This is a genomic window from Streptomyces sp. 3330, from assembly GCF_031456635.1.
GTDB lineage: Bacteria > Actinomycetota > Actinomycetes > Streptomycetales > Streptomycetaceae > Streptomyces.
The window spans coordinates 369,677-386,856 of the sequence record NZ_JAVDVA010000007.1; the positions used below are offsets into that span (position 1 = coordinate 369,677).

Here is a 17,180-nt window from a genome sequence, read left to right on the forward strand (position 1 = left end):
GTCCCTACGCCGTCCCCACGCCGTCCCCACGCCGTCCGTACGGGCCTTCCCGGCACGCCCGGGCCCGCGGCGCACCGCGTCTCCCTGCCCCGTGTGCCGGCCGCCGCGGTGATCCTCCGGGACGCTCAGCCCTGGACGTCGCGCGGCTTGCCGTCCACCTCGCGCAGGGCCTCGTCCCGGACGGCGGTCCGGGCCTCCGTGCGATGGCCGCGCTCGATGTAGTCGCGCACGACCAGTTCGACGGCGTCCTGCGGATTGCCCACCCCGGTGAGCACCATGACTTCGACGACGAGTTCGGCGTCGAGCGAGACAGCGACCTTGGCCATGCGGGGACGGTAACACCGCCCGGAGCGCCGCGACCTGTGCTCGCGGCCCTTCGGTCCCCCGCGCCGGGAACCGGCAGCGTGCTGCGGCGGCGGCCCGCACCGGCTGACGGACGACGCCCGGGCCCACGGGGGCCGGTTCGCGAACGGTCCGGACGAGGCGGGGAACGCGCTCCGCTGAGGAGCGGCGCGCCCGGCGCGCCGGGGTGCCGCCAGTCGGGCCCGGACGGGGGTCCTCACGCCTGGAGCCGGAAGAGGGTCGCGTCGCCGGGGGCGGCGCCGCCCTCGAAGTCCAGCAGACGCCGCTTGCGGTCCAGGCCGCCGCCGTAGCCGGTGAGGCCGCCGCCCGCGCCGATCACGCGATGGCAGGGCACGATGATGCCGATGGGGTTCCTGCCGTTGGCGAGGCCCACCGCGCGGGAGGCGGTCGGATTGCCGAGGGCTTCGGCGAGTTCGCCGTAGGTGCGGGTCTCGCCGTACGGGATCTTCCGCAGCCCGTCCCAGACGGAGCGCTGGAACGGGGTTCCGTGCAGGCGCAGTTCGAGGCTGAACTCCCGCAGCTCGCCCGCGAAATAGGCCTGGAGCTGTTCCTCCGCGTCGCCGAACGGGGTGGCGTCGCGGGGGCCGAAATGCTCCTCGGGCGGGCGGTGGCGCTGTTCGGTCATGTAGAGGCCGCACAGGACGCCGTCGTCGGCGACGAGCGTGAGGGGGCCGTACGGGCTGTCGACGATCGTGTGCTGTTTCACGGACGTTCCTTATCCGGGGAGGACGTTGATCGGGTGGTTGTCGGTGGCCCAGAGGTACTGGACGGCGTACGCCCGCCAGGGCCGCCAGGCCGCGGCGCGGGCGGTGAGCGCCGCGGGGGTGGAGGGCAGGCCCAACTCCGCCGCGGCGCGGCGGATTCCGAGGTCGGTGGGGAGGAAGGCGTCGGGGTCGCCGAGGGCGCGCATCGCGATGACGTCGACCGTCCAGGGTCCGAAGCCGGGCAGCGCGAGCAGGACGGCGCGCGCCTTGGGCCAGTCGCTCTCCACGCCCAGGTGCAGTGTGCCGTCGGCGAGTTGCCCGACGAGGGTGGTGAAGGTGGCGCGGCGGGTGCGGGGCAACGCCAGGGTTGCGGGGTCGACGGCGGCGAGCGCCTCGGCGGTCGGGAAGAGGTGGGTGAGGCCGCCCTCCGGGTCGTCGACGCGTTCGCCGTGCGCGGTGACCAGCCGGGCCGCGTGGGTGCGGGCGGCCGCGGTGGACACCTGCTGCCCCAGCACGGCGCGTACGGCGAACTCCGCCTCGTCGACCGTACGGGGCACCCGGCGGCCGGGGGCCTTGTCCACCAGGGGCGCGAGCAGCGGATCCGCGCGCAGCCGGTCGTCGACGGCGACCGGGTCGGCGTCCAGGTCGAGCATGCGCCGGCAGCGGCTGATCGCGACCGTCAGGTCGCGCAGGTCGCTGAGGGTGAGGCGGCAGCCGATGTGGTCCGGGTTCGGGGTGAGCGCCACGACGCCGTGCCCGTACGGCAGCCGGAGCGTGCGCCGGAAGGCGCCGTCCCGCCACTCCTCGACCCCCGGGACGCCGGTCGCGGCGAGGTGTCCGAAGAGGTTGTCCGGGTTGAGCGGGGCCCGGAAGGGCAGGCGCAGGGCGAGCGTGCCGGGTGTGCCCGTGCGGGCCGAGGGGCTCTTCCGGGTTACCCGGGCGCGCAGTTCGGTCGGGGACAGCGCGAAGACCTCGCGCACGGTGTCGTTGAAGGTGCGGATGGAGGCGAAGCCGGACGCGAACGCGGCCTCGGCCATGGGCAGTTCGGTCGTCTCGATGAGCAGGCGAGCGGTCTGGGCGCGCTGGGCCCGGGCCAACGCGAGCGGGCCGGCGCCGAGTTCGGCGAGGAGTTGGCGTTCGATCTGCCGGGTGCTGTAGCCGAGGCGGGCCGCGAGCCCGGGCACGCCCTCACGGTCGACGACGCCGTCGGCGATCAGCCGCATGGCGCGGGCGACCAGGTCGGCGCGCTGGTTCCACTCCGGGGAGCCGGGCGTGGTGTCGGGACGGCAGCGCTTGCAGGCGCGGAAGCCGGCCTGCTGACACGCGGCGGCGCTGGGGTGGAAGACCATGTTGCGCGGCTTGGGCGGCACGACGGGGCAGCTGGGGCGGCAGTAGATGCCGGTGGTCAGGACCGCCGTGAAGAACCAGCCGTCGAACCGCGCGTCCTTGGACTGCACGGCGCGCACACAGCGCTCGCGATCGGTGTACATCCCGTTCTGCATAGGTCCAGCATCGACCGGTCGCCGGTCCGGCGCTGGCGAGAATCCGACATCGACCTCGCGTGGCCCGCATCGGCCCCGGCTCCCCCGGAGGGCCGCCGGGGCGCCTTCCCGCCGGGCTCAGCCCGCCCGCTCCGGCCACGAGGCCAGCGACCAGATCACGAACACGTCGATCGCCATGACGACGACCGACCAGAGCGGCTCGTAGGGCAGGAACAGGAACTGGGTGACCAGGCTCAGCGCGGCGAGGAAGATGCCCGTGAAGCGCGCCCAGGTCATGCCCTTGAGGAGGGCCGCTCCGGTCGCCGCCGCGACCACGCCCAGGACGAGGTGGATCCAGCCCCAGCCGGTGAGGTCGAGTTCGTAGGCGTACGAGCCGACGCGGGCGTAGATGTCGTCCTCGGCGACGGCCGCGATGCCCTGGAGCACGGCGAGCACCCCGCTGCACAGCAGCAGGACGCCGGCGAAGACGACGCCGTCGGTCCGGCTGTCGTGCGCGGCGGACCCGGACGGGCCGCCGGGCGGCGTGGACCAGGCGGTGCCGATCTCGCCGTGCGGCTCTCCGGTCGGGGAGTGCGAGCTCATGCGGGGCTGTCCTTTCGGCGGGGCCGGGTGGCGAGGAAGTCGACGATCGCCAGCGCGAAGAGCAGGGCCAGGGCGAGGCCGACCACGACCCAGCCGGTCGGATACGGCCACAGCAGGAACGCCAGGACGGCTCCCGCGGCCAGGATCCAGGTGATCCAGGTGCGGTAACGGTCGACGAACGGGCCGACGGGACCGGTGCGCAGTCCTGCGTGATCGGCGGTCTCGCGCACGGCGCCGATGCCCGAGTGCCACAGCCGCCGCACCAGCGCGGCGTGGCGGCCGGGCCCGGTCAGCCACGCGGCGAGGGCGATGACCACGCCGAGGGCGACCACCGACCGCACGGAGGTGCGCAGGAAGCGGGTGAGCGTGTCGTAGACGGACCCGGCGGCGGGCTGGGAGACGCCGGCCGGGAGGGCGTCCAGGTAGATCACCCGGAAGACGGTCAGCGCGACGCCCAGCAGGAGCGTGGCGAAGGCGAAGCAGAGGGCGGCGACGATCAGGACGCGGCGGCGGTGCGTCGAGAGCAGGACGCCCGCGGCCACCAGCAGGACCGCCACGACGGGCAGCCAGAAGCCGGCCAGTTCGAGCAGCCGGAAGTAGGTCTTGACCTTGCCGATGTCCTCGGACCTGATGACCGTGAAGTTCGTGTGGATCTCGGGGATCTTCCCCGCGACCGTCATCCCGGAGTCGACCAGCCGCTGCTTGACCTCGTCGATGACCGGCGCGAGGTCGACGGTGACCGTGTCGTTCTCGATCTTCACCGCGCCGCCGCCGCTGCCGGTGAGGGCCTTCTCGACAGCGCTGTGGACCCTGCGGTTGGCGTCGGTCCAGATCTTCTCGAAGGCGTCGGAGGCCACGACCGCCTGCGCCTTGTCGTGCACGAAGCTGCTGACGGCGCTCTCGAGCGAGGGGCCGAGCCTGCCGAGGGCCTTCTCCAGCAGGGGGCGCTGGGCCGGGGCGGCGTCCTGGAGGAGCGCGGTGAGGTCCAGGCGATCCATCACGGCGTTCGTGACGCGGGTGGCGGCCGCGTTCTGGACGTCCTTGTCGGAGGCCAGCGGGCGGACGGTGTCGACGTAGCGGTCCGTGTCGCCCACGATGCTCGAGGTCCAGGCCGCCACCACGCCCAGCGGGGCCAGGAAGCAGCCGAGGACGATGAGGATCACCGCGAAGACCGAACGGACCCGGTGATGGGTGGGAGGGCGGGTGCGCTCCTCCTCCAGGGCCGCGATGCGGGCCCTGAGTGCGTCCAGCTCCGCGTCGGCGGGAACACCGCTTTCCGGCATGGCGGACTCCCTCGCCGTCGGTCGGGACCGGCCCGGGGCCGGTCCGGTGGAGCCAGCACATCCCGGCCGCGCGCCGACGGCGAGCGAGGCGGGGCCGTTCGGGTGAGCGCCCCCGCCCGTTCGGAGGGCCCTACATGTTGATCATGTGCCCGGCCAGGCCGTGCACGGCCTCCTTGACGGCCTCGCCCAGCGTCGGGTGGGCGTGGACGTTGCGGGCGACCTCGTGCACGGTGAGGTCCCACTGCTGGGCGAGGGTCAGCTCGGGAAGCAGTTCGGTGACGTCGGGGCCGATCAGATGGCCGCCGATGAGCTCGCCGTACTTCGCGTCGCTGATGAGTTTCACGAAACCGGTGGTGTCGCCGAGGCCGTGCGACTTGCCGTTCGCGGTGAACGGGAACTTCGCCACCTTGACGTCGTAACCCTTTTCCCGCGCCTGGGCCTCGGTGTAGCCGAAGCTGGCGACCTGGGGCTGGCAGTAGGTGGCGCGCGGGATCATGGCGTAGTCCAGCTCCATGGTCTCCGCGTCGGCGAGGGTCTCGGCGGCGATCACGCCCATGGCCTCGGCGGCGTGCGCGAGCATCAGCTTCGCGGTGACGTCGCCGATGGCGTAGATGTGCGGGACCGAGGTGCGGCAGCGGCCGTCGACGTCGATCGCGCCGCGCTCGGTGACCCGCACGCCCGTGTTCTCCAGGCCGTAGCCGGTGACGTTCGGGGCGAAGCCGATGGCCTGGAGGACCTTGTCGGACTCCAGGACCTGCTGGGCGCCGTCCTTGCCGGTGACCGTGACGCGCACCCGCGGACCGGACTCGTCGATGGACTCCACCCGGGTGGAGGTGAGCACGTCGATGCCCAGCTTGCGGTACTGCTTGGCCAGTTCGGCGGAGACCTCGGCGTCCTCCAGGGGCGCGATCCGGTCCAGGAACTCGACGATCGTGACCTTCACGCCGTAGTTGTGCAGGACGTACGCGAACTCGATGCCGATGGCGCCGGCCCCCGCGATGACGATCGACTGCGGAAGGTCGTCGGCGAGGATCTGCTCCTCGTACGTCACCACCCGCGCGCTGCGCTTGGTGCCCGGGAGCAGCCTGGGGGTGGCGCCGGTGGCGATGACGCAGTGGTCGAAGCCGAGGGTGCGGATCTCGCCGTCGTAACCGGTTACCCGCAGGGTGTGGTCGTCGACGAAGGCGCCGCGGCCGTCGAACTCGGTGATCTTGTTCTTCTTCATCAGGTAGTGGACGCCCTTGACCCGGCCGTCGGCGACCTTGCGGCTGCGGTCGTACGCCACTCCGTAGTCGAAGGAGACCTGTCCGTCGACCTTGATGCCGAAGGTCTTCGCCTCACGGGTGAAGATATGGGCGAGTTCGGCGTTGCGCAGGAGGGCCTTGGTGGGGATGCAGCCCACGTTCAGGCACACGCCGCCCCAGTACTTCTCCTCGACGACGGCGACGCGCTTGCCCAGCTGGGCGGCGCGGACCGCGGCGACGTAGCCGCCCGGACCGGCGCCTAGGACCACGACGTCGAAGCGTTCGTCCTGCTCGGTCATGGATTCGTTTCCTTTTCCGTGGAGTGCGATACGGGTGATGCGTGCTGCCGTTCCGATTCTCGCGCGCCGACGGGGAGAATGTGTGAGTGATCGATCACTGCTGCGCCGAGATGACCCGCGAGGCCGGCCGGCGGTGCCGGGCGCACCCCGACGTCTTCGCCTGCCCGGACGCGCTGGTGCGGTTCGAACCGAAGTTCCGGGAGTACGGCCTGATCGTCCACGACGGCGGATCGGCCTCCCGGGAGATCTCCTTCTGCCCCTGGTGCGGCGCCCGGCTGCCGGAGTCGCTGCGGGACCGGTGGTTCGACGCGCTCGAGGCGCGCGGGATCGATCCCTGGGAGGACGAGGTGCCGCCGGAGTTCGAGGACGGCCGGTGGCTGCGAGCAGGCGCCGGCGGACCGGCGCCGGCCGGCGAGGACGCGCCCCGGTCGTCCTGAGGCGCTCGGCGGGCGGGCGCCGGCGGTACGGACACAGGGGCCGGCACGTGTCGCCGTACCCGTGTCCGTACCGCCGGCGGGGGCGGGCCGGAGGAGGGGTGGAAGCGGTTACTCGGAGGTTGCCGTCGGCCGCCGCGACACCGCGGTGGCCTCGTCGACGTCGGTCAACGGCCTGAGCCGGTAGGTGTACGCGTAGTCGCGGTCGGCGAACAGCTTGAACTCGTCGTGGGTGTGCGCGCCCCAGCTGTTGTCGCCGCCGACGCCCATCTGCCGGTGATTCACGCGCAGGACGACCTCCTCGCGCGAGGTGAGCTGGTAGTCGTGGCGGGCTCCGACGGACAGGTCCTCGGGGGTGAAGTGCGAGGCGTTGAACTCCAGCAGCGGCTCGCCGGAGACGAGCAGGCCGGTGCCGTTCCCGTCGGTGAGGGCGACCCAGCGCACGTCGGTCTTGTTGCCGTTCTCCTGGGGCCGCAGGTACGAGGTCCACTGCCCGGTCACGGTGCCGGAGTACCGGCCCACGTCGGTGGCGTCGTTGCGGTCCCAGTGGTTCTCCTCGGGACCGCGGCCGTAGTAGTGCAGCCTCTCCAGACGGGCGGGCAGGAACAGCAGCGTGCCGATCTCCGGGAGGTACGGCAGGGAGGCGGCGCCCGGGTGCAGGGTGTTGTCGACCTTGATCTCACCGTTCCCGAAAACGGTGTAGGTGGTGGTGTACGTCGATTCCGTGGTGGTGGGCAGCGTGCCGGTCACCTTGATCTCGACGGCCCGGTCGCGCAGCGCCCGCACGCTCACGTCGGTCACCTTCCGGCGCGCGCCGGCGTCGCGCCAGGTCTGGTTTCGGGTGTGCTGTCCGTTTCCCCGGTCGTTGTCGGTGGGGGCGCGCCAGAAGTTGGGGGCAGGCCCCGAGGAGATCAGCCGGGCGCCGCCGGCCTCGTAGGAGGTGATGACGCCGGTTCCCTTGTCGACGGTGACCGAGAAGTCCGTGCCCCGGACGGTGACCGATCCGGCGGCGTCCCGGTGAGTGAGCGGCGGGACGCCGGACAGGGGGACGGGCGTGACGGCGGGGCTCCCGGCGTCGACGGCGAGTTGCCGTCTCGCCACCTCGAAGCCGGAGTTGGCCCACTTCGTCGCCTCCCTGGTGGTGAACGACAGCTGGAGGAAGTACTCGGCGCCCGGTGCCGGACGGTCCGGCAGTTCGAAGGGCACGGTGATGTCCTTGCTCGACAGCGGGGCCACGTTCAGTTGCTCACGGCTCAGCTTGCCGCGCCGGACCACCTCCCCGTCCCGTACGAGTTCCCATCGGCCGTCGAATTCCCGCAGGTCGGTGAAGAGGTACTCGTTGGTGAGGGTGACCGGCCCTCCCGGGGCGAGCGGGCCGCCGGCGGCCGGTGAGGCGTCGATGGCCTGGTAGATCCGTTTGACCTCGGCGGACTTGCCGGTGGCCCCGCGGTCTGCGGTGACAATGCCGTCGCCGGAGAAGGCCCCGTCGTTGGGGTTGTCGCCCCAGTCGCCGCCGTAGGCGCGGAACGTCTTCTCGCGGGGGCGTTGCTCGGTGAGGCCGACGGTGGCGGCGTCGAACCAGAACCGCACGCCGTCGTCGCCGGGACCGCGGCCGGCGGAGGCCAGTTCGGCCGCGCTCAGCGCCCGGGCGTACACGCGGGCCCGCCGGACGGTGCCGCTGAACTCCCGGGTCGGGTTGTCGACGTCGGTGGCCAGGGACAGGGGCGCGGTGTTGACGCCGGGGCGCACCGTGGTGGTGCGGGTCGCCCGGACCACGCCGTCGACGTACAGCGTCAGGGTGCCGGCCGCGGCGTCGAAGACACCCGCGACCTGATGCTCGGCGCCGGTCCAGTCGGCCGGCAGCGCCCAGCTCGCGGTGATCCACTGGCCGCTGCCGTAGATGAAGAACTCAAGAGTCCTGTTCGTCTGCTTCAGGGCGTACTGGGTGTCGCCCTTGGCGAGGATCGGCTGGTGGTAACCGGTTACGTGCGGGGTGATCCAGGCTTCCAGCGTGAGGGAGCCGGTGAGGTCCAGCGAGGCGTCGCGGGCGAAAACGGTTCCACCGGAGACGCCCTCGTCGCGGGTGAAGGTGCCGCCGGGAGCGATGAGCTCGCCCCGGAGCCCGGCGGGCCCGGCCTCGGTGAACAGCTTGCGGACCGGGGTGGGCCAGTCGAGTGCCTGGTCGACGAAGTCCCAGATCCAGCCGCCCTGGAGCACGTCGTGACGGCGGATCAGGTCCCAGTACTTCTTGAAGTTCCCGCTGGAGTTCCCCATCGCGTGGGAGTACTCGATCATCACGTACGGCCGGATGTCGCCGGTGTCCTCGGCGCGTGCCAGAACGCGGGCGGGGGTGTCGTACATCTCGGAGCGGATGTCGCTGATCCCCGGACGGTCGTCGCCCTCGTACTGGATGACGCGGGTGCTGTCGTAGGAGCGGATCCAGTCGTGCATGGCGTTGAACGTGGTGCCGCCGCCGGCCTCGTTGCCCAGGGACCAGATGACGACCGACGCGTGGTTCTTGTCGCGGTGCACCATGTTCTGGGCACGGGCCACGCACGCCTTCGTCCACTCGGCGTGGTCGCCGGGGTACTCGCCCCGGATGCCGTGGGTCTCCAGGTTGGTCTCGTCCACGAGGTACAGGCCGTACTCGTCCGCGAGTTCCAGCCACAGCGGGTTGTTGGGGTAGTGCGAGGTGCGGACGCTGTTGATGTTCAGCCGCTTGATGATCCCGATGTCCTCGACGAGGTCGGCGCGGGTGAGGGCCGAACCGCGCACCGGGTGCATCTCGTGCCGGTTGGTGCCCCGGAAGGAGACCGGCTTGCCGTTGATGCGCATCAGGCCGTCCTTGAGCGCGAACTCGCGCAGGCCCACCCGGTGGGAAAGGGTTTCGATCACCTTTCCCGACGGGTCGCGCAGGCGGAGCACGGCGGTGTACAGGTACGGGTGTTCGGCCGACCACAGGCGCGGCGCGGGCACGGCCTTCGCGGCCTGTACGGCCTTCTCCTCCCCGGCGCCGAGCGCGACGGCCTGTTGCAGGGGCCGGGGCCACACCGGGTGTCCGCCCGCGTCGTACAGCTGGGTCTCGACGGTGTAGCGGCCCGCGCCCCGTCCGCCGTAGTCCCGCACGCTCGCGGTGACCGACAGCCCGGCCGCCCGGTGGTCGTCGCTCAGCGGGGTGTCCAGCCGGAAGTCGCGCAGGTGCACGGCCGGGGTGGAGTACAGGTAGACCGAGCGGAAGATGCCGCTCAGCCGGATCATGTCCTGGTCCTCCAGCCAGTCGCCGTCCGAGTAGCGGTAGACCTCCACCGCGATCTGGTTGGCGCCCGGCTTGAGATGCGGGGTGATGTCGTACTCGGCGGGGTCGTAGGAATCCTCGTGGTAACCGACCAACTCGCCGTTGATCCACACGTAGTGGGCGGACTTGACCCCCTCGAAGTGGAGGAACGTCCGCCGTCCCGCCCAGCCGCGCGGGACCGTGAAGGTGCGACGGTACTGGCCCACGGGGTTGTAGCGGGTGGGGGCGGCGGGCGGCTGCGCCTCCTCCCCCAGTCCGTTGGGGCCCCACCACGGGTAGGTGATGTTGACGTAGATCGGGCGGTCGTGACCGTGCAACTGCCAGGCGGCGGGAACCGGGATGGTGTCCCAGCCGCTGTCGTCGAGGTCGGTGCGGTGGAAGTCCGGGTCCCGGTCGTCGGGACGCTCGGCGTGGGCGAACTTCCAGGTGCCGTCGAGGCTGAGCCGGTAGGGCGAGCGAGTGCGGTCGGCGGCGAGGGCCTGGGCGAGATCCGCGTACGGCATGAGGGTGGTGTGCGGGGGCTCGGTGCCGAGCCGGAAGACGTCGATGGCGCCGCTCCACTCCGGGTCCGCGCCCGCCGCGGCGGCCCGGTGGGCGGTGGACGGCGCGGACAGGGCGAGCGCGCCGAGGACGGCGGCCGACCCTTCGAGCAGACGACGACGGCTGACGACCGCCCGCCGGGGGTGGTCCGGTCCCACCCGCTGGGGGCGGTCCGGCCGGTCCATGGACGACACGTGCGGGTGCGACATGACCACGACCTTCCTCGGGGCGACCCGTGCGGCTTCGCACGGACGGAGGGTGCGTCAGATCTTGTCCACTCCTGTTGAAAAAACGAACATAGACGCGCCGCGATGGCCTGATATCAACTCACTTCGGCGCAACGCCACTTGGTGCCCGCGCCTCCCACGGGCTCTTCTGGTGACTCCCGTCAGTAGACGTCCCGCACGTACCGCTTGTCGGAGGCGAGCTGCTTCAGGTAGGCGGCGGCCTCGGGCTCGCTCAGACCGCCGTGCAGGACCGCGACGTCACGCAGGGCCAGATCGACGTCCTTGGCCATCCGGGAGGCGTCCCCGCAGACGTAGAAGTGGGCGCCGTCCTGGAGCCAGGACCACAGGTGCGAGCCGTGTTCGCGGATCCGGTCCTGGACATAGACCTTGGCGCGCTGGTCGCGGGAGAAGGCGGTGTCCAGACGGGCGAGGGTGCCGTCGTCCAGGAGAGCGGCCAGCTCCTCCTCGTAGTAGAAGTCCGTCGCCCGGTGCTGTTCGCCGAAGAACAGCCAGTTGGGAGCGCGGTGCCCCCGCGCCCGGCGCTCTTCGAGGAAGCCGACGAAGGGCGCCACGCCGGTGCCGGGGCCGACCATCACCATGGGCGTGGCGGGGTCGGCCGGCGGCCGGAAGTGCGGGGAGCGCTGCACGTGGACGGCGACCTCGGCACCGGGCTCGGCGTCGGCCAGGAAGGGCGAGCAGACGCCCTGCCGGGGCCGGCCGGCCAGGTTCTCGTACCGCACCACGGAGACGGTGAGCGAGACGAGACGGGGGTCGGTCAGCGGGCTGGACGAGATGGAGTACAACCTCGGCTGGAGCCGACCCAGCAGTTCGGCCCACTCCTGCGGGTCGGCGCGGACACCGAACTCGGCGACCACGTCGACGGCCTGCCGCCCCCAGGACCACTTCGCCAGTTCGTCCTTGTTGTCGGGGCGCAGCAGCTTGCGCAGCTCACGCGGGTCGCGGGTGCGGTCGGCGGCGAAGCGCAGCAGGGCCGGGGTGATCCGGGTGATGTCGAGATGACGCAGGAAGGCCTCGCCGAGAGCCGTCTCGCCGACGCCGTTCACCTGCACGCGCGCGCGGGTGTCGAGACCGGTGACGCTCAGCCACTCCGCCACCGTCCCGGGGGAGTTGAGAGGGCGTACGCCGAGGGCGTCGCCCGCCTCGTAGAGGAGCGGGGTCTCGCTGTCGCGGGTGTCGAAGGTGAAGCGCCGGACCTCCTTGCCGGAGCCCGGCAGGCTCAGCAACCGGTTGCCGGTCAGACGGGCGGTGACGGGGGCGGGTCGCCGGGAACGGGGAGCGGCGGGTGTCGCTTTCGTCACGGCCCCGGAAACGGCTTCCGCAACGGTCGCCCCCGTGTGCGCGGCGGCAGGCACGCCGACGGCCGGGGCCTGCCCCGCCGGGGCCGGGGACAGCGGGGCCGGGGGCAGCGGGGCCGGGGGCAGCGGGGCCGGGGACACCGGTTGCGCGGCCTCTTGCAGAGCGGTGGCCACCTGGTCGAGCCAGGCCTGCGCCTGCGTCTCGTAGTCCGGCTCGCAGTCGGTGCGGGGGGCCAGCCGGACCGCGCCGAGTTCGTCGAGCCGGCGGTCCAGCCGCCGGCCGTGCCCGCAGAAGTCGTCGTACGAGGAGTCCCCGAAGGCGAGGACGGCGTAGCGGCGGCCTTCCAGGCGGCCGGTGTCCAGCGCGTCGAGGCCGTCCCAGAAGCCGGCCCCGTTGTCGGGGGCGTCACCGTCGCCGAAGGTGCTGGTGATCAGCAGCAGGTCGGCGTCGGAGGGCAGCGCGGCGGGGTCGGCCTCGTCCATGGCGACGAGGGACGCCGGGTGACCGCCCGCCGTGAGCCGCTCGGCCGTGGTGGTGGCGAAGTCCTCGGCGTTGCCGGTCTGCGAGGCCCACAGGACCACGACCCGGCGCGCCGGGGTCCGCGGGGGTGCGGCGGCGGTGCGGGAGTACAGGCCGGCGAGGGTGCCGTTGACCCACAGCGCGTGCTCGGGGCTGAAGGGCGCGTCCGGCGGCAGCACCGGCACCCCGGGCGCGCCGGCCGGGATCCCGCCGAGGAAACCGACCAGGTACCGGCGTTCGCGCTCGGTCAGGACCGGCGGCGGGGCGGGGCGCAGACCGAAGACCTCGGCCGTGGACGGCAGGACGGCGGTCGGGGCGAGGACGGTCCCGGGCCCTTCGGTCGGGGCCGTCCGGCCGGCGAGCGCGTGCCCGAGGGGGTTCTCCGGGGCCGGGGCCCGGCCCGCCGGGGCCGGGGACTGGACGGTAACCGGTGTCGACACCTTTGTCAGCGAGACCGCGCAGACCTTCAGCTCGGGCTGGAAGGACAGCGGGTCGACGGCGTCGCTGGTGACCGCGTTGACGCTGAGGTACTCGCCGAACAGGTCGTTCCAGTGGAACGGCGCGAAACAGGAGCCGGGCAGCACGCGGTCGGTGACGACGGCCGGCAGCACGGCCCGCCCGCGCCGCGAGGCGACCTCGACGGAGTCGCCGTCGGCCAGGCCGAGCGCGGCGGCGTCCTCGGGGTGCACCTCCACGAACGGGCCGGGATCCAGCTTGTTGAGCTTGGCGACCTTCGCGGTCTTCGTCAGGGTGTGCCACTGGTGCTGGAGGCGGCCGGTGTTGAGGAAGAACGGGTAGTCGTCGTCCGGCATCTCGGCGGGCGGGACATGCGGACGCGGGTGGAAGACCGCGCGGCCGGAGGCCGTGGGAAAGGTGAGCGAACCGTCGTCGTTCACGTAGCGGATCGGGTTGCGGTCGGGGCCGTCGACGGTCGCCGCCGGCCACTGCACCGGGGTGGCCCGCAGCCGCTCGTAGGTCACTCCGCGCAGGTCGTAACCGGTCTGCGCGTTGTGGGCGCGCTTGATCTCCTCGAAGACCTGCTCGGCGGAATCGTAGGTGAAACCGCTTTCGTAACCCATGGCGCGGGCGACGGCCGCGATGAGCCGCCAGTCCGCCATGGCCTCGCCGGGCGGGTCGGCGGCGGGCCGGGCGAGCGTGAGGTTGCGCTCGCTGTTGATGAGGACGCCCTCGGTCTCGGTCCACATCGCGCCCGGCAGGACGACGTCGGCGTAAGCGTTTGTCTCCGTTTCCGCGAAGACGTCCTGCGCGACGACGAACTCCGCGGCCTCCAGCCCCTCGATGACCGTCCGGCGGTTGGCGACCGAGGCGACCGGGTTGGTGCAGATGATCCAGCAGGCCTTGATGTCGCCGTCGGCCATCTTCCGGAACATCTCGACGGTCCCCTTGCCGACGCCGTCGGCCCGGATCGTGCCCGGTTCGAGCCCCCACAGCTCCTCGACGAAGGCGCGGTCGCCCTCCACGAGGACGGAGCGCTGGCCGGGCAGCCCCGGGCCCATGTAACCCATTTCCCGGCCCCCCATGGCGTTGGGCTGGCCGGTGAGGGAGAAGGGGCCGCTGCCCGGGCGGCAGATCCTGCCGGTGGCGAGGTGCAGGTTGATGAGCGCGTTGGTGTTCCAGGTGCCGTGCGTGGACTGGTTGAGGCCCATGGTCCAGCAGCTGGTCCACTCCCCCGCCTCGCCGATCAGCCGGGCCGCCGCGCGCAGGTCGTCCTCCGGTACGCCGGTGATCTCCGCGACCGTCTCCGGCGCGTAGTCGGCGAGGAAGTCCGGCATGGCCTCCCAGCCCTCGGTGTACGCGGTGACGAACTCGGGGTCGGTGTGGCCGTTGTCGTGCAGGAGGCGGAGCAGGCCGTTGAGCAGGGCGAGGTCGGTGCCCGGCGCGACCTGGAGGAACAGGTCGGCCTTCGCGGCGGTGGCGGTGCGGCGCGGATCGACGACGATCAGCTTGGCGCCCGCCTTCACCCGGTCCATCATCCGGAGGAACAGGATCGGGTGGCAGTCGGCCATGTTGGACCCGATGACGAGGAAGACGTCCGCCTTGTCGAGGTCCTCGTACGAGCCGGGCGGGCCGTCGGCGCCGAGAGACAGCTTGTAACCGGTTCCGGCGCTCGCCATGCACAGGCGGGAGTTCGACTCGATCTGGTTGGTGCGGAGATAGCCCTTGGCCAGCTTGTTGGCGAGGTACTGCGCTTCCAGGCTCATCTGGCCGGACACGTAGAGAGCGACCGCGTCGGGGCCGTGTTCGTCGACGATCGCGCGCAGCCGCCGTGCCGTCTCGGCGACGGCGGCGTCCACGGGGGCGGGCTCAGGTTCCGCGCCGCGGTCCGGGCGGACCAGCGCGCCGGTCAGCCGGCCCGGCGCGGCGAGCATGTCGGCGGTGGTCGCGCCCTTCGTGCACAGCCGGCCGAAGTTCGCCGGGTGCTGCTTGTCGCCGGACGCCTTCAGGACCGTACGCCGCCCGTCCGGTCCGCGGCCGATGTCGAGGAGCATGCCGCAGCCCACACCGCAGTACGAGCAGACCGTGCGCACCTTCGTCGTGCTCGTGCTGTCGGTCCGTGGGTCCAACGCGGCCACGGGCGCCCCCTTCCTTCTGACGATCGGCCTGGTGAGAGCCTCTGCAAGCCTCTGTGACGGTACGAACCGTGCATTACACAGGTGTCTCCCGGACCGGCCGCCAGGAGTTAAGCCCGGCGCACACCAGGGGGCGGGCGGGTGTGAGCGGGCCGATGCCGGCCTGCGGGAGGCCGGGCTGCGGGAGGCCGGGCTGCGGGGGGGGGCGCGGACGGATGGGCTCCGGGCGCAGTCATCCCGGTTGCCGCCGGCGACCGAGCCACCCTGCCCGCCGGCCGGCTGGCCGGCCCCGGGGCGTAGCCGCCGGCAGCCGCCCACCCGGCCCTCGACCGCTCGCCCAGCGTGAGCACCACGTCACCTCGCCGCCCCGCTGCCCCGCTACCTCGCCGCCCCGCTACCTCGCCGCCTCGCCGCCTCATCAGCGATCTCTCGCCCTGGCTGGGGCGGCGCCGCGTAGCCACGGTCGGCTGTCCGCGTGGGAACGCCGGTCGCGCGCCCCCGCCAAGCCGGCGTACGCCGAGCCGGTGCGCACGTCCTCACGCATCGAGCAACCGCCAGGAGCAAAGTAACGGGCCGTTACTCGGTGAGGCCCGTGGACGTTTCTCGGTCAGCGGCACACGCGGTGTCGCGGGGCGAAAGGAGGCGCGGTGCTCTGGGAAGCGTTGTGGGGGCTGGCTGCAGCCGGCGGAACGGCGATGGCCGGGGCCGTGGCGACGGACATCTGGCGCTCTGTACGGCTGCGGTTCACGGGTCTGCGCGGCCGGGGGACACCGCCCTGGCAGTTGGCCGCAGTGGCGCGGGTCCAAGGCGGGACGGTCGAGCCAGCAGGGATCGAAGCGGGGCTGGCAGCGGCGGCCCGGGGTGGGTCCGAACCGAGTGAGTCCGGGCCGTACGACTGCGAGCCGAGCGAGTCCGGGCCGACCGGGACGGAGCCGGGCGGGACGGAGCCCGGCGAGGTTGTGCGGGGCGGGGCAGGTCGACTCGGTCATGTGGTCCCGGAGGTCGCGGGGGCCCGCACGGCGGAGGGGGAGCCCGGTCGCCGGGCCCTGACCCGGTCCAGCACCGACACCGGCATCCGTACCAGTTGCAGTACCCGCACCGCCACCCGTACCCGCACCGGCACGGGCACCGGCAGCCGTACCGCGGGGATCTCCGTGCAGCACAACGTCGCTCGCGACGGCGGGACGCAGCACATCACCTTGAGCGGGGACCTCAACGTCGGCCGGGAAAGCCGGGGTCGACGGTGAACGGTGAGGCGGGGCACGAGAGCCCCTCGACGACGGCCGCGATGCCGGGACAGAGCAACGCGGCGCATCACGGTGGCACGCAGTACATCAGCGGCGGTGGCGATGTGAGGACCGTCAACGTGTTCGTCGTGCTGCGCGAGCGCTCCGAGGAGGACGACGGCGCAGGACCCGCTCCCACCCGTCGCGAACGGCTGCGCCGGCAGATGTCGCGGGACGTCCGCGCGGCGGCGCGGGAGGTCATCACCCGGCAGGGTGTGGAGGCGTTGACGCTCGCCGAGATCGCGCGCCGGGTCGGGGTGACCCCGGCCGCCCTGTACCGGCACTTCGACGATCTCGGGGACATCGTGCGGTGCACGTCCCGGGACATCGTCGCGGAGCTCACGGACCGGTTGCGGGCGGCCATCGAGGGCGAGTGCGAGACGGACTTCGCGGCCCGGCTGATCGCCCCGGCCCGGGTGTTCCGCCGCTGGGCGCTGGCGCATCGCCAGGAGTTCCGTCTCCTCTTCGGCACACCCACGGTGGCCGCCGGTGTGACCCACACCGACGTGACCGCCGAGTGGGTCCGCGACCTCGCCGCTCTCTGGGGCGCCGAGCACATGCGGCTGTGGGCGGCCCGCCCCTACCCCGTCCTGGCCGACGAGGACCTCGCCCCGTCGATGCGCCGCCAGATCGCCGACTACCGCGCCGCCACCGGCGTCGACATGCCGCTCGGGGCGCTGATCGTCATGCTCTCGTGCTGGCGCACGCTGTACGGACAGGTGGCGCTGGAGGTGTTCGAGCACCTCACCCCGCTGATCACCGACCAGGAGCCGATGTTCGAGCTGCTGATGCACGAGAGCGTGACCCGCATGGGGCTGGGTGCCGACTACCGGCCCCCGGCAGGCCTCAGGGCGTAGCGATGCCGATCCCCGCCCCGGCAGTCGAGCGAGGCTCGAGCACGGGGGCGGGAACGGGAGGGCAGGAGACGGGGCGGGGGCGGGAACGGGAGGGCAGGAGACGGGGCGGGGGCGGGAACGGGAGGGCAGGAGACGGG

The 17,180-nt window shown here is 72.5% G+C and carries 10 protein-coding genes; 2 read left to right on the top strand and 8 right to left on the bottom strand.

The annotated features are described in order from the left end of the window. Window positions 1–125: 125 nt before the first annotated feature. The 6 genes from J2X68_RS15320 to lpdA all read right to left on the bottom strand — a co-directional run bounded on the left by J2X68_RS15320 (window position 126) and on the right by lpdA (window position 5,977). Window positions 126–326: a type II toxin-antitoxin system VapB family antitoxin gene (locus J2X68_RS15320; protein ID WP_310433065.1), complete on the bottom strand. Its 201-nt coding sequence runs from the start codon at window positions 324–326 to the stop codon at window positions 126–128. A gap of 233 nt (window positions 327–559) precedes the next feature. Then, entirely contained in the window at window positions 560–1,069 is a 510-nt protein-coding gene (locus J2X68_RS15325; RefSeq protein ID WP_310433066.1) for a methylated-DNA--[protein]-cysteine S-methyltransferase, read from the bottom strand. Between the two features lie 9 nt (window positions 1,070–1,078). Continuing rightward, window positions 1,079–2,557: an AlkA N-terminal domain-containing protein gene (locus tag J2X68_RS15330; protein WP_310433067.1), complete on the bottom strand. Its 1,479-nt coding sequence runs from the start codon at window positions 2,555–2,557 to the stop codon at window positions 1,079–1,081. A 129-nt stretch (window positions 2,558–2,686) separates the two neighbouring features. Further along, window positions 2,687–3,151 carry a hypothetical protein gene (locus J2X68_RS15335; RefSeq protein ID WP_310433068.1) on the bottom strand — a complete coding sequence of 155 codons (465 nt, stop codon included), beginning with the start codon at window positions 3,149–3,151 and terminating at the stop codon, window positions 2,687–2,689. Then, window positions 3,148–4,434: a hypothetical protein gene (locus J2X68_RS15340; RefSeq protein ID WP_310433069.1), complete on the bottom strand. Its 1,287-nt coding sequence runs from the start codon at window positions 4,432–4,434 to the stop codon at window positions 3,148–3,150. Before J2X68_RS15340 ends, J2X68_RS15335 begins: the two co-directional genes overlap by 4 nt. A 130-nt stretch (window positions 4,435–4,564) precedes the next feature. Next, entirely contained in the window at window positions 4,565–5,977 is a 1,413-nt protein-coding gene (gene lpdA / locus J2X68_RS15345) for a dihydrolipoyl dehydrogenase (protein ID WP_310433070.1), read from the bottom strand. Window positions 5,978–6,063: 86 nt separating this feature from the next. Between lpdA and J2X68_RS15350 the strand changes: the two genes are divergently transcribed. Beyond that, on the top strand, window positions 6,064–6,414 hold the full coding sequence (locus J2X68_RS15350) for a DUF6980 family protein (protein ID WP_310433071.1): 351 nt from the start codon (window positions 6,064–6,066) through the stop codon (window positions 6,412–6,414). Between the two features lie 108 nt (window positions 6,415–6,522). Here J2X68_RS15350 and J2X68_RS15355 read toward each other — a convergent pair whose 3' ends face one another. Together J2X68_RS15355 and J2X68_RS15360 are read right to left on the bottom strand one after the other, a co-directional pair. Next, entirely contained in the window at window positions 6,523–10,431 is a 3,909-nt protein-coding gene (locus tag J2X68_RS15355) for a glycoside hydrolase family 2 TIM barrel-domain containing protein (protein ID WP_310433097.1), read from the bottom strand. A 203-nt stretch (window positions 10,432–10,634) separates the two neighbouring features. Next, window positions 10,635–14,819 carry a molybdopterin-dependent oxidoreductase gene (locus tag J2X68_RS15360; protein ID WP_399040026.1) on the bottom strand — a complete coding sequence of 1,395 codons (4,185 nt, stop codon included), beginning with the start codon at window positions 14,817–14,819 and terminating at the stop codon, window positions 10,635–10,637. A gap of 1,369 nt (window positions 14,820–16,188) precedes the next feature. Between J2X68_RS15360 and J2X68_RS15365 the strand changes: the two genes are divergently transcribed. Continuing rightward, window positions 16,189–17,043: a TetR/AcrR family transcriptional regulator gene (locus J2X68_RS15365; RefSeq protein ID WP_310433073.1), complete on the top strand. Its 855-nt coding sequence runs from the start codon at window positions 16,189–16,191 to the stop codon at window positions 17,041–17,043. The last annotated feature ends 137 nt before the right edge of the window (window positions 17,044–17,180 follow it).

Coding starts and splice junctions, on each gene's coding strand:
- J2X68_RS15320 (WP_310433065.1), bottom strand. CDS start 326: ATGGCCAAGGTCGCTGTCTCGCTCGACGCCGAACTCGTCGTCGAAGTC.
- J2X68_RS15330 (WP_310433067.1), bottom strand. CDS start 2,557: ATGTACACCGATCGCGAGCGCTGTGTGCGCGCCGTGCAGTCCAAGGAC.
- J2X68_RS15335 (WP_310433068.1), bottom strand. CDS start 3,151: ATGAGCTCGCACTCCCCGACCGGAGAGCCGCACGGCGAGATCGGCACC.
- J2X68_RS15340 (WP_310433069.1), bottom strand. CDS start 4,434: ATGCCGGAAAGCGGTGTTCCCGCCGACGCGGAGCTGGACGCACTCAGG.
- lpdA (WP_310433070.1), bottom strand. CDS start 5,977: ATGACCGAGCAGGACGAACGCTTCGACGTCGTGGTCCTAGGCGCCGGT.
- J2X68_RS15355 (WP_310433097.1), bottom strand. CDS start 10,431: ATGGACCGGCCGGACCGCCCCCAGCGGGTGGGACCGGACCACCCCCGG.
- J2X68_RS15360 (WP_399040026.1), bottom strand. CDS start 14,819: ATGCTCCTCGACATCGGCCGCGGACCGGACGGGCGGCGTACGGTCCTG.
- J2X68_RS15365 (WP_310433073.1), top strand. CDS start 16,189: ATGCCGGGACAGAGCAACGCGGCGCATCACGGTGGCACGCAGTACATC.